This is a genomic window from Streptomyces reniochalinae (genome assembly GCF_003323735.1).
GTDB lineage: Bacteria > Actinomycetota > Actinomycetes > Streptomycetales > Streptomycetaceae > Streptomyces > Streptomyces reniochalinae.
Map to the genome: position 1 here is coordinate 157,051 of NZ_QOIM01000032.1, position 11,751 is coordinate 168,801.

The following is an 11,751-nucleotide window of genomic DNA, read 5'->3' on the forward strand; positions in this document are numbered from 1 at the left end:
GGGGTTCACGATCCCACATGCCCGAATGCGGGTTCGATGGCCCCCTTGTACTTCTTCTCGATGAACTCCTCGACCTGCGGGGAGTTGAGCAGCTTGGCGAGCTTCCTGATCCGCGGGTCGTCCTGGTCGCCGTCCTTGACCGCGAGGAAGTTCGCGTACGGGTTGCCCGCGACCTTCTCCGCCGCCAGCGCGTCCTTGGCCGGGTTGAGGTCGGCGTCGACCGCGTAGTTGCCGTTGACGACGGCGGCGTCCACGTCGTCGAGGGCGCGCGGGACCGCTGCCGCCTCCAGCTCCTTGAACGTGAGCCCCTTCTTGTCCGCGATGTCGCCCAGGGTGGCCTCCTGGCCCGCACCCGGCTTCAGCTCGATGAGGCCGTGCTTGGCCAGCAGGTGCAGGGCGCGTCCCTCGTTGGTGGAGTCGTTGGGGACGGCGACGGTGTCGCCGGAGCCCAGGCCCCCCAGGCTGTCCACCTTCTTGGAGTAGAGGCCCAGCGGCTCCAGCTCGACGTCGACGACCGGCACGATGTGCGTGCCGTTCTTCTTGTTGAAGTCGTCCAGGTACGGCTTGTGCTGGAAGAAGTTGGCGTCGACCTCGCCGGACTCGGTGGCCGTGTTCGGCACGACGTAGTCGTTGAACTTGCGGATGTCGAGGTCGATCCCCTCCTTCTCGGCGAGGTTCTTCTCGACGTACTCCAGGATCTCGGCGTGCGGCGTGGGGGACGCGGCGATTTTGAGCGTCTGCTTGTCGCCTCCGCTCTGGCCGATGCCGTAGCCGATCAGCGCGAGCGGCAGGACGACGGCGGCGGCGAGTGCCACGGTGCGGCCGCGGCCGAGGCGGGCGAGCCGCTTGCCGGCGCCGCCGTCCGCGGTGGAGCCGCCCCGGCCGGAGGCAGAACCGCCCCGGCCCGAGGCCAGCAGACGCACGGCCGCGTCGCCGATGATCTGGACGGCCGTGACGATGACGATCAGCGCGACCACCGTGGCGATCATGACGCTGGTCTCGAAGCGCTGGTAGCCGTACTGCACGGCCACCGAGCCCAGTCCGCCGCCGCCGACGGTGCCGGCCATCGCCGAGTACCCGATCAGCACGATGACCGTCGTCGTCAACCCGGCGACCAGGGACGGCAGAGCCTGCGGAAGCAGCGCCTTGAAGACGACGGTGGGGGTGCCGCCGCCCATCGCCTGGACGGCCTCCACCAGGCCGCGGTCCACCTCGCGGATCGCTGTCTCCACCAGCCGTGCGAAGAAGGGGATCGCGCCGATGGCGAGCGGTACGACGGCCGCCGTGGAGCCGACGGACTGGCCGACGACGAAGCGGGTGAAGGGGATGAGGGCGATCAGCAGGATGATGAAGGGCAGCGATCTGCCGACGTTCACCACCGCGCCGACGACCTTGTTGACCAGCGCGTTGTGCAGCATCCCGCCCCTGTCGGTCAGGACGAGGAGCACACCGATGGGCAGCCCGCCCACCAGCGCGATCAGCGTCGACCAGCCGACCATGTAGAGGGTGTCCCAGAACCCCTGGAACAGCAGCGGCTGTATCTCGGACCAGCTCACTTGGCACCCTCCTTGACGAGTCCTGCGTTGTCCTGGGGCTCCGCCGCGACGGGCGCGACGTCCGCGACGTCCACCGTCAGCCCCTGCTCGCGCAGGAATCCGATCGGCACGACGTTGTCGTCGAAGCTGCCGGGCAGCTCGATGCGCATCCGCCCGACCTGCTTGCCCGCGACGGTGTCCATGGCGGCGCCGAGGATGGAGATGTCCACGTTGTAGGTACGCGACAGCTTGGAGATCACCGGCTCGGTGGTGGTCTCGCCGTGGAAGGTGACGTCCACGACCGTGCGGTCGTCGGCCGAGGGGGTGCCGCCGACGGGGAAGAGTTCGCGCGCCAGCTCGGAGCCCGGGGTGGCCAGCAGCTCGGGGACCGTGCCCGACTCGGTGATCCGCCCGGACTTCATCAGGGCCGCCGAGTCGCAGACCGCCTTGACGACCTCCATCTCGTGGGTGATCAGCAGGACGGTCAGGCCCAGTTGCTCCTTGAGGTCGCGCAGCAGTTGCAGGACGGAGCGGGTGGTCTCGGGGTCGAGCGCGGAGGTCGCCTCGTCGGACAGCAGCACCTTGGGGTCGCCTGCCAGCGCCCTGGCGATGCCGACGCGCTGCTTCTGGCCGCCGGACAGCTGCGCGGGATGGGCCCTGGCGTGATCGCCGAGGCCGACCAGTTCGAGCAGCTCGTGGGCCTTGCGGGTGCGCTCGTGTCCTGAGTGGCCGAGGATCTCCAGCGGCAGTTCGACGTTGCCGAGCACGGTGCGCGACGACAGCAGGTTGAAGTGCTGGAAGACCATGCCGATGCGGGCCCGCGCCCTGCGGAGCTCCTTGCCGGCCCGCTTGCCGCTGCCGGCGAGCGCGGTCAGCTCCTGCCCGTCGACGGTGACGGTGCCCGAGGACGGGCGCTCCAGGAGGTTGACGCAGCGGATCAGCGAGGACTTCCCGGCGCCGCTCTGGCCGACGACGCCGAAGACCTCGCCCTCGCCTACGTGGAGATCCACGCCGTCCAGTGCGGTGACCTCGCGGCCAGGGGTGCGGTAGACCTTCGTGAGGTCCTTTGTCGTGATCACAGAAACATCCGTGGGTGTCGGTGGGGTGAGCGCTTGGGTGGGTGGCGTCCGGGAGCGCGCGGCGGTCCGCGCACACGGGCAGAGCTCCCGCGGCCGCGGCGGTGCGGCGTGCGGGCACGGGGGACCGCGGTGCGGTGGAGGTGGCTCTGCCGGCGGGCGGGGCGCGCGGGCTCGTGACTCGCTTCGGGGCGCGAGTCGCCTCGGTCAGCTCAGGCGGGGGCCCTCAGCGGGCACACATTCGCCGCGCGGTGGGCGGCGTACAGGCCCGCGCGCGCAGACAACGAGCACCGGGCGCCCAGGTCGCCTCGGTCGCAGAAGTGCGGCAGCTCGTCGTGTTCATGGTGCTCAGTAAACCAGACGGGGCGGTCGCGGCGGAGGGCGCTGTCCGAATGCCGGACGCCGTCGTGGACACCACCCGCCGATGCCCGCACCCCTTCAGTCCTCTGCGACGACCGTCACACCCTCTTCCGTGACCTGCGCGGCCACCGAAGCAAGGTCCTCCACCACGACGTCGGCCACCAGCTCCTCGCGCGCGTGGGTTGTGGCCAAGCCCACGGTCCGCATGCCCGCGCCGCGGCCCGCCGTCAGCCCCGCGGGGGCGTCCTCGAAGACCACGCAGCGGGCCGGGTCAGCGCCCAGCTTCCTGGCCGCCAGCAGGTACGGCTCCGGGTGCGGCTTGCCGCGCGTGATGTCGTCGGCGGCGATGACCAGCGGCGCCTCGATCCCGACGGCCCCAAGCCGCGCCTCCGCCAGCTCCCGGGTGGCCGAGGTGACCACGGCCCAGCTCCCGGGGGGCAGCGAGGCCAGCAGCTCGACGGTGCCGGGCAGCGCCACCACCCCGCCGCGGCTCACGTCCTCGACCTCCAGCCGCTCGATGCGGGCCAGCGCCTCCGGCACGCGCTCGGCCGGCAGCAGGTCGCCGACGATGTCGGCGGCGGGCCTCCCGTGCAGCTCGACGGCGGCGAAGTCCTCCGCGCTGATCCCGTACTCGCGCGCCCACGCGGTCCAGCACCGCTGGACGGACTCCATGGAGGAGAGGAGGGTGCCGTCGTTGTCGAACAGCAGGGTCGTGGGGGCTTCGCACTTCATGCCGGGCAGCGTACGGGGGGCCTCGGGGGCGCGCGTCGGCGGGCCCGTGCGCCCTTCTAGACTCCTGAGCATGCTCACCCCGCTCACCGTCACGCTGGCCGTGGCCGCGCTCGCGCTGGCCGCGTGGTGCGGCTGGGCGGCCTACCGCGACCAGCCGACCAAGGACTGGCACTTCATCGGCATGGCCGTGGTGACCGTGCTCGCCCTGGTCCAGCTGGTGGTCGGGGTCGTCCAGCTCGCGCAGGGACGGGACCCGGCGGACGGCGCGGTGATCTTCGTCTCGTATCTGGTCGGCGTCCTGGCGTGCGTGCCCGTGGTGGGGCTCGTCTCGCTGACCGAGCGCACCAAGTGGGGTTCACTGACCGTCGTCGCCGGAGCCGTCGTCCTCGCGGTGCTCCAGGTGCGGCTCTACGACATCTGGGGAGGCGGCACCGGTGCCTGAACCGACGACCACGAAGAGCGCTCCCTCGCCCGGGCGCGCGGGCCGCATCAACACCGGCCCCGGCAAGCTGCTGGTCACGCTGTACGGGATCTTCACGGTGGGCGCCGCCTCGCGCTCCCTCGTCCAGCTGACGACGCGCTTCGAGGAGGCGCCGCTCGCCTACGTCCTCTCGGCCGTCGCCGCCGTGGTGTACGCCTTCATCACGCTCTCCCTCGTCCGCGGCGGTGAGGGTGCCCGCAAGGCCGCGCTCACCTGCTGCGGTCTCGAACTGCTGGGCGTGCTCGCCGTCGGCACCTGGACGCTGGTGGAGCCGTCCGCCTTCCCCGACGCCACCGTCTGGTCCGACTACGGGATGGGCTACCTGTTCATCCCGGTAGCCCTCCCGCTGACGGGCCTGTGGTGGCTGCGACGCGGCCACCGCGAGCAGGCCGCGGCCCACTGACGGGCGGCGCCCCCGTCCCGAAGGGGCACGGGGAACAGCGCGCCGAGCCACAACCGGCCCGCGGTCGGCACACGACGGCCGGTGGCGCCCCTTGGGGCCGGATCAGCCGCAGGAGAACGCTAGGCGCTCTTCGCGTACTCCGCCGCGTCCTTCTGCAACGCGACCAGCGTCACCTGGCGGTCCCGCTCGGTGCCGACGGGGGCGTAACCGCTGCGCCGGTACAGCCGCAGGTTGCCCTCGCTGCGGCTGCCGGTCACCAGGTGGTACCGCTTGGCGGCGTACTCCGCGGTCAGCCGGGACTCGACCGCGGCCAGCAGCCGTCCGCCCAGGCCGTGGCCCTGGAGGCGGGGGTGGACGCACAGCCGGCCGATCCGCGCCGTGCCCTCGGTGTCGACCCGGCCGCGGACCGAGCCGACGACCTCGTCACCGAGGCGGGCCACCATCACGCACCCCTGCGCGAGTTCCGTACGCAGGTCGTCCACCGTCTGGACGAGCGGTTCGATGCGGTAGTCGCCGTACAGCGCGGCCTCGGTCTGGAAGCAGAGGTACTGCAGTTTCAGTATCTGTTCGACGTCCCGCTCGTCCGCCGCAGAGATGGTCACGCTCATGCCCATGTGCGCATGCCTCCCCAAGTTGTGTGCGCACGGGCACGCGGATGTGAGGGTGCCGCGCCCGTGCTGTCTGCCCTGGTGACGCTGGTTTCCTCTCGCACCCTTCCCCTGAGGCCGGGTGGTGGAACCTGTGCCGCGAGCATTCTGCGCAGGCATTCCAGACAGCGGGAACGCAGCGGCCCCACGGCGCCCTGTGAGATTCCCAACTCGCGGGCGATTTGGGCGTATGTGGGCTCCACGCCCGACAGCAGCGCCCGCAGCACGGCGGGGCAGCGTCCTGGCAGCCTGGCGACCGCTCCGCTCAGCTCACGGCGGCTCTCCGCGCTCAGCAGCGGTGCCTCCGCCTCGCTGGCCGGGTCGTCGCGCCCGTCCGCGGCGGTGACCCGGCGCTGCGGCGGCACGCGGTGCGGCGGGAGCGCGGCGCCCTGCGGCACCTCGCGGCGCTGGCGGGCCCGCACGGACCGGGCCTCGGCGCTCACCGCCTCGCGCAGCCAGGCGCCGGGTTCGGCGGGCGGCCCGCTCTCGCGGGTCCTCAGCAGCCAGCGCAGCCACACGCCCTGACGCAGGTCGGCGGCCTCGGCACCGGGGAGCGCCGCCGCCTCGGCCGCGCACTCGGCGTCCAGCAGTGCGCGCAACCTCGGCTGGAGCAGGGAGGGTTCAAGGGAGGGCTGGGTCATACGCCGCTGCACGCGCGCCGCCCGCCCCGCGGTTGCGGGACGGGCGGCGCGTCACTCGTTCGGTGTGGATCTTTCGCGTACCCCGCCACGGGAGGCTCCCGGCTGCGGGCTTCCGTGGCGTGACGTGCTCAGCCGTCGTCGCGGAAGTCCGCGGCCGCCAGCAGCGCGGTGTCGCAGTTGTCGGAGAAGAGGCCGTCGATGCCGGTGGCGAAGTACCGCTTGAAGACTCCGAAGGCGTCACCGTAGGCGTTCGGGTCGTCGCCCTTGCGGAAGTCGGCGGGCAGGAAGGTGTTCTCGTTGCGCACGGTGTACGGGTGCAGTACCAGCCGCTGCGCGTGCGCGTCCCGCACCAGGTCCGTGGGGTCGCCGAGTGTGCCGTCCTCGTTGCGGGGGATGACCAGCTCCAGAGTGGGTCCGATGCCCTGGGCGAAGTCCGCGATCCACCTCAGGCCCTCGGGCTCGACCAGGTCGGCGACGGTACGCGGGTCGTTCGCCTCCACGAAGTCCCAGGGCCGCGAGTCGAGGCCCGACAGCAGTACGACGCCGGGGCAGTCCACCAGCTTGCTCAGCGTCCGGATGCTGCTCGGCTCGAAGGACTGCACGAAGTTCGGCGAGTGCGCCTTGTGCCGCCCGTAGCGGCGCAGCAGCCTGGCGAGCGGCTTCTCCAGCCCCAGGCCCAGCTCGCGGAAGTAGGTGGGGTGCTTGGTCTCGATGTGGAGCCATACGCGGCGGCCGCCGCGGCGGCTCTGCTCCTCGGCCCAGTCCAGCACCTCCTCGAAGGTGGGCACCTCCCAGTGGCCGTCGTAGAGGGTGTTGTGCTGGCGCGTCTGCGGGATGCGCTCCTTCGCCCGGAGCGTCTTGAGCTCCTTGAGGGTGAAGTCCTCGGTGAACCAGCCGGTGAGCTTCTGGCCGTCCACCGTCTTGGTGGCCTTGCGGGAGGCGAACTCGGGGTGGTCGGCCACGTCGGTGGTGGCGGTGATGTCGTTCTCGTGCCGGCACACCAGGTGCCCGTCCTTGGTGGGGACCAGGTCCTGCTCGATGATGTCGGCGCCCATGTCGAGGGCGAGCTGGTAGGAGCCCAGGGTGTGCTCGGGGCGGTAGCCGCTGGTGCCGCGGTGCGCGATGACACAGGGGGTGGGCAGCTCGTGGCGTCCGCCCCCGCCCCCGCGCCCCGTGGTGCGGTCCGCCCGCCGGGGCGCGGCCTGTGCCGTGCCGCCGGCCCCCAGGGTGACCGCGCCCGCCGCGCTCAGCGCCGCTGCCGCTCCGAGCAGGGTTCTGCGGCCCGGCTGCTGCTCCTGTCCCATGCGCTCTCCCAGAAGTCTCCGTGGCGCCGATGTCCGGCCCTGCCACACGTCGGGCTGATCGTAGGACCGGCTGGACGGCACAGGGGAGACATAAGTGCGAACAGGCGGGAAACACGGATGACCCGAGAAGGCGCGGGGCGGCGCAATACGGGTGCAACCCGTGTCAACTCCCCGTAAAGGTGCGAGCAACCCGGTGTGCACACCACCCGGGCCTGCGAGTATCGTCCTCGTCTGCGCGTCCGTGCGCAGAACCACACGTCCGTGCGCAGAGCCGCGCGCACGACCATACCGACTGGGCGGAGGGTCCGTTGTCCCGTTTCCGGCTGATCAAGGCAGTGCTCGGCCCGCTTCTTCGCGTGCTGTTCCGGCCGAAGATCGAAGGGGCCGACCGGATTCCCGGTTCGGGTCCGGTGATCCTGGCGGGCAACCACCTCACCTTCATCGACTCGATGATCCTGCCGCTGGTCACCACCCGCCAGGTCTTCTTCATCGGCAAGGACGAGTACGTCACGGGCAAGAGCCTCAAGGGCCGCATGATGGCGTGGTTCTTCACGGGCTCCGGCATGATCCCCGTCGACCGGGACGGCGGCCGCGGCGGTGTCGCCGCGCTGATGACCGGCCGCCGCGTGCTGGAGGAGGGCCACCCCTTCGCGATCTACCCGGAGGGCACCCGCTCCCCCGACGGCCGCCTCTACCGAGGCCGCACCGGCATCGCGCGCCTCGCTCTGATGACGGGCGCGCCGGTCGTGCCGTTCGCGATGATCGGCACGGACGCGGTGCAGCCGGGCGGCAAGGGGCTGCCCAGGATCGGCGGCGGCCGCATCAGCGTCCGCTTCGGCGCGCCCCTCGACTTCTCCCGCTACGAGGGCATGGACCGCGACCGCTACGTGCTGCGCGCCGTCACCGACGAGGTGATGAGCGAGGTCATGGAGCTGTCGGGACAGGAGTACGTGGACGTCTACGCCACGAAGGCGAAGGCGGCCTAGAGCGTTTCTCCTGCGGAGAGCTTTTCTGCGGATCTGTTTCCGCTCCGGTGAGGGGGTGCCCCTGGCCGTGGTGTGCGGTCCGCGGATGGGCTGTGGTTCGGCGCGCAGTTCCCCGCGCCCCTTCGGCGCGTCTCTGCTCGGATGCAGAGACGCTAGTCCTCCTCGGCCGGTACCTCTTCCAGGCGCTGGCCGCGTAGCAGGCGCCATGCCAGTACCGCCGCGGCCAGGAGGATGACGGCGCCGAAGCCGGCGCCGTACCGCAGTCCTTCGGTGAAGGTGTCCCGCGCGACGTCCAGCAGCGCGTGCTCGGCGCCGCCCGGCAGTTGGTGCGCGGTCGAAACGGCCTCGCCCAGTGACTGACGGGCGTGCTCTGCCGTCCCCGCCGGCACCCCCTCAGGCGTCGGGAAGGAGCGGTAGACGCCCGTCACGACCGAGCCGAGCAGGGCGATGCCCAGCGCGGCGCCCAGTTCGTAGGCGGTCTCGGAGACCGCCGAGGCCGCGCCCGCCTGCTCCTTGGGGACGGCCGAGAGGATCACGTCGGCGGTCACCGTGAACGCCAGCCCCGCGCCGACGCCGACGACCAGCAGCACGCTGCCCAGCAGCAGATAACCGGAGCCGGCCTGGAGCCACAGGCAGGCGCCCAGCGCCAGGCCGACCGCTGTCAGGCCGCCGGAGACGGCGCCGCGCACGGAGGTGCGGCGGGCGACCCAGCCCGCGAAGAGCCCGGCGACGACGGAGCCGACCGCGGCGGGCAGTTCGGCGAGTCCGGCCTGGAAGGGCGTGCGGTCCTGCACCATCTGAAGGAACTGGGAGAGGAAGAAGACCAGCCCGGACATGCCGAGGATGGTCAGCAGGTCGGCGAGCACGGCGCCGGTGAAGCCCCGGTTGGCGAACAGGCGCATGTCGAGCAGTGGCGTCGGCAGCCGCAACTGGCGGCGCACGAACGCGTGGAGACCGGCGAGACCGACGACGCCGGTGACCGCCACGTCCCAGCGGAAGCCGTAGGCCGCCGCCTCCTTGACGGCGTAGACGAGGGCGATGACGCCGACCATGGACAGGCCGACGCTGGGCAGGTCCCACGGCCCCGGCGCCGGGTTCCGCGACTCGGGCAGCAGCCTGCTGCCGACGAGGACGAGCACGGCCATCACCGGCAGGTTGATCAGGAAGACCGAGCCCCACCAGTAGTGCTCCAGGAGGAACCCGCCGACGAGGGGGCCCACGGCCGTGCCGGCGGCCGTCATGGCGCCCCAGATGCCGACGGCCAGGCTGCGCTCCCTCGGGTCGGGGAAGATGTTGCGGATCAGCGCGAGCGTGGAGGGCATCAGGGTGGCGCCCGCGACGCCCATCAGCGCCCGCCACAGGATCATGGCCTCGGCGCTGTGCGCGTAGGCGGTCAGCACCGAGAGGGCACCGAAGGCGATGGAGCCGGTGAGCAGCAGCTTCTTGCGGCCGATCCGGTCGCCGAGGCTGCCCATCGAGACGAGGAGCCCGGCGATGACGAAGGAGTAGACGTCGCCGATCCACAGCAGTTGGGTGCTGGAGGGGCGCAGGTCCTCGCTGAGGAACGGCGCGGCGAGCCCGAGGACGGTGACGTCGATGCCGACCAGGAGGACGGCGAGCACCAGTACCGCGAGGGCGACCCAGCGCAGCCGGGATCCGTCACCCCCGGGCTTGGCGCCGCGGGCTGCCGCTCCGGATCGTTTGGTACTGGCGCTCATCTCTCACTGCTCCGTCGTGCGCCGCCGAGCAGCAGCTCGGCGGTCATCCGTACCGCGTCGCGGGCGGCGACCCTGCCGTCCTGGACCGCCCAGGCGGCCGCGGTGACCAGCGCGTAGAGCGCCTCGGTCAGCCAGGCCGCGGTCAGGTCGACGCGGAAGGCGCCCTCTTGCTGTCCGCGCTGGAAGAGGGCGCCGATGCGTGCGTCGATCCTGGTCCAGCCTTCGTTCTGTTCTCCCGGCTCGAAGAGCTGGTTCTCGGTGACGAGGAAGCCGAGGAACCCGGCGTGGGGTTCGGCCTCGGCGATGACGCGCCGTACGGCTTCGGCGGCGTCGCCCTCGTCGATGCGGGCGGCGTCCAGCGCGGCGTCCAGGCGTGCGAGGCCGAGTTGTTCGAGGGCGCGTATGAGTGCGTCGCGCCCGGCGAAGTGCCGGTGCAGGGTCGCGCGGCTGATGCGGGCCGCCTTGGCGATGTCGTCCATCGAGGAGGTCGGCCGCCGCGTCAGTACGTCCGCCGCCGTGCTCAGCAGCTCTTCCCGGTCCAGGCTCATGAGACAAGCATACTTCTTGTGAGACATTCGTGTCGCATGCGAGACAACGAAAGTGCCCCGCCGTTCGTCACGGCGGGGCACTCGTCACCTTGGGCCGGCATTCGTCATCGAGGGCCGGCAATCGTCATGAGCCGGGGGGACGTGCCACGGACGGGGCGCAGGTCGCAGGGGGCGAGCGCCCCGCCCGGCCGACGTCAGCGCCAGGCGCAGCTGCCCAGCGTGGCGCCCTTCCGTACGGCGCGCTCGGCCTTCTCGTGCGGCAGCACCCGGGTCTTGCGTCCCGTGCACACGGCCGTCCGGTCGGCGTAGCCGGCCATGTCCAGCAGGATCTGGTCCCAGTGCCGGTACTGCACGTCGTGGCCGCTGTCGTCGTACGTCCGCACCGTCGGCTCGGAGGGCAGCGCCTTCTTCCAGCGGGCCTGCGTCGCGGGCGGCACGGTGGTGTCCTTCGCACCGGTGTAGACGTACGCCGGCGCCTCCAGCTTCGACAGGTCGGGGCCAGGGCGCTCGCAGTAGAGCTTCTGCTCGTGCACCTGGGCCGCCGGGTCGCCCTTTTGGCCGCGCAGGTAGTACGAGCGGCCGCCGTCCTCCTCCGCCCGGTCGGTGAAGCCGGGGATGTCGTGCATGGGGCTGTCCTCGGGGAATCCCCACCACTCGCGCGGGTCGCGGATCTGCTCGCCGAAGTACTTCGTCAGCTCGGCGTCGCTCTTGCCGCAGTAGTCCGCCTTGGCGCCGTAGGGCGGAAGCGCCGCGGCCAGGTGGAGGGAGGAGATCCGCCCGGGCGCGTCGGCGGCGAAGTGCGCCGCGTACGGGCCGCCGCCGGAGATGGCGACGACGGCCGCCTTGCGCAGGTGCAGCTTGTCGAGGACGGCGCGCACGTCCGAGGTGTAGTCGTCGAAGCCGAGCTTCGCGTCGTACTCGGTGTCGCCGAAGCCGTTGCGCTCCACCGATATCAGCCGCAGGTTCAGCTTCTGCCGGGTGGTGCGCAAGAACTCCGTCATGCCCGAGGCGCGGGCCGTGGTGCCGGTACCGCCCATGAACAGCACGGGGGTGGCGTTCTTCTCACCGGTGTCGCTGTAGTGGACGGTGCGGCCCGCGTTCTTCGTCTCGTGCATCGCCGGGCCGAGCGGGTCGAACTCGTTCTGCACGGCGGGCTTCGGCTTGCGGTCCGCCTGGGCCTGCGAGGATCCGGCGGTGAACCCGATCCCTCCGGCGAGCGCCGCCACGGAGAGGGCGGTGGCGACGGCGGCTGTCGGTGCCTTTTTCATTTTTCGTATCTCCCAGTTCTCAACGTGCGGGAGAGCGCCTGCCCCGAAACCG

General features: G+C 71.6%; 12 protein-coding genes. 3 read left to right on the top strand and 9 right to left on the bottom strand.

Features of this window, described 5'->3' with window-relative positions:
• Positions 1-5 precede the first annotated feature (5 nt).
• The 3 genes from DQ392_RS36190 to DQ392_RS12960 all read right to left on the bottom strand — a co-directional run bounded on the left by DQ392_RS36190 (position 6) and on the right by DQ392_RS12960 (position 3,703).
• Positions 6-1,556: a MetQ/NlpA family ABC transporter substrate-binding protein gene (locus DQ392_RS36190; RefSeq protein WP_114015720.1), complete on the bottom strand. Its 1,551-nt coding sequence runs from the start codon at positions 1,554-1,556 to the stop codon at positions 6-8.
• The gene (locus DQ392_RS12955) at positions 1,553-2,614 is read right to left on the bottom strand and encodes a methionine ABC transporter ATP-binding protein (protein WP_114015721.1); all 1,062 of its coding nucleotides are present in this window, start codon (positions 2,612-2,614) and stop codon (positions 1,553-1,555) included. The genes DQ392_RS36190 and DQ392_RS12955 overlap by 4 nt, the downstream gene beginning before the upstream one ends.
• 435 nt (positions 2,615-3,049) lie before the next feature.
• Positions 3,050-3,703, bottom strand: a complete 654-nt coding sequence (locus DQ392_RS12960; protein ID WP_114015722.1) for an HAD-IA family hydrolase — start codon at positions 3,701-3,703, stop codon at positions 3,050-3,052.
• Between the two features lie 70 nt (positions 3,704-3,773).
• Between DQ392_RS12960 and DQ392_RS12965 the strand changes: the two genes are divergently transcribed.
• Both DQ392_RS12965 and DQ392_RS12970 read left to right on the top strand, forming a co-directional pair.
• Positions 3,774-4,145 carry a hypothetical protein gene (locus DQ392_RS12965; protein ID WP_114015723.1) on the top strand — a complete coding sequence of 124 codons (372 nt, stop codon included), beginning with the start codon at positions 3,774-3,776 and terminating at the stop codon, positions 4,143-4,145.
• Positions 4,138-4,587 carry a hypothetical protein gene (locus DQ392_RS12970; protein WP_114015724.1) on the top strand — a complete coding sequence of 150 codons (450 nt, stop codon included), beginning with the start codon at positions 4,138-4,140 and terminating at the stop codon, positions 4,585-4,587. The genes DQ392_RS12965 and DQ392_RS12970 overlap by 8 nt, the downstream gene beginning before the upstream one ends.
• A 119-nt stretch (positions 4,588-4,706) precedes the next feature.
• Here DQ392_RS12970 and DQ392_RS12975 read toward each other — a convergent pair whose 3' ends face one another.
• The 3 genes from DQ392_RS12975 to DQ392_RS12985 form a co-directional block, all read right to left on the bottom strand.
• Positions 4,707-5,201: a GNAT family N-acetyltransferase gene (locus DQ392_RS12975; protein ID WP_114015725.1), complete on the bottom strand. Its 495-nt coding sequence runs from the start codon at positions 5,199-5,201 to the stop codon at positions 4,707-4,709.
• Positions 5,192-5,875: an RNA polymerase sigma factor gene (locus tag DQ392_RS12980; RefSeq protein ID WP_342774940.1), complete on the bottom strand. Its 684-nt coding sequence runs from the start codon at positions 5,873-5,875 to the stop codon at positions 5,192-5,194. The genes DQ392_RS12975 and DQ392_RS12980 overlap by 10 nt, the downstream gene beginning before the upstream one ends.
• Positions 5,876-6,003: 128 nt before the next feature.
• Positions 6,004-7,179 carry a glycerophosphodiester phosphodiesterase gene (locus DQ392_RS12985; RefSeq protein ID WP_114015726.1) on the bottom strand — a complete coding sequence of 392 codons (1,176 nt, stop codon included), beginning with the start codon at positions 7,177-7,179 and terminating at the stop codon, positions 6,004-6,006.
• A gap of 308 nt (positions 7,180-7,487) precedes the next feature.
• Between DQ392_RS12985 and DQ392_RS12990 the strand changes: the two genes are divergently transcribed.
• Complete coding sequence (locus DQ392_RS12990; protein ID WP_114015727.1) at positions 7,488-8,165, top strand: lysophospholipid acyltransferase family protein; 678 nt, start codon at positions 7,488-7,490, stop codon at positions 8,163-8,165.
• Between the two features lie 152 nt (positions 8,166-8,317).
• Here DQ392_RS12990 and DQ392_RS12995 read toward each other — a convergent pair whose 3' ends face one another.
• The 3 genes from DQ392_RS12995 to DQ392_RS13005 all read right to left on the bottom strand — a co-directional run bounded on the left by DQ392_RS12995 (position 8,318) and on the right by DQ392_RS13005 (position 11,699).
• Positions 8,318-9,883, bottom strand: a complete 1,566-nt coding sequence (locus DQ392_RS12995) for an MFS transporter (protein WP_245981409.1) — start codon at positions 9,881-9,883, stop codon at positions 8,318-8,320.
• On the bottom strand, positions 9,880-10,431 hold the full coding sequence (locus tag DQ392_RS13000; RefSeq protein ID WP_114015728.1) for a TetR/AcrR family transcriptional regulator: 552 nt from the start codon (positions 10,429-10,431) through the stop codon (positions 9,880-9,882). The genes DQ392_RS12995 and DQ392_RS13000 overlap by 4 nt, the downstream gene beginning before the upstream one ends.
• A 194-nt stretch (positions 10,432-10,625) precedes the next feature.
• Positions 10,626-11,699 carry an alpha/beta fold hydrolase gene (locus DQ392_RS13005; protein ID WP_114015729.1) on the bottom strand — a complete coding sequence of 358 codons (1,074 nt, stop codon included), beginning with the start codon at positions 11,697-11,699 and terminating at the stop codon, positions 10,626-10,628.
• Between the last annotated feature and the right edge of the window lie 52 nt (positions 11,700-11,751).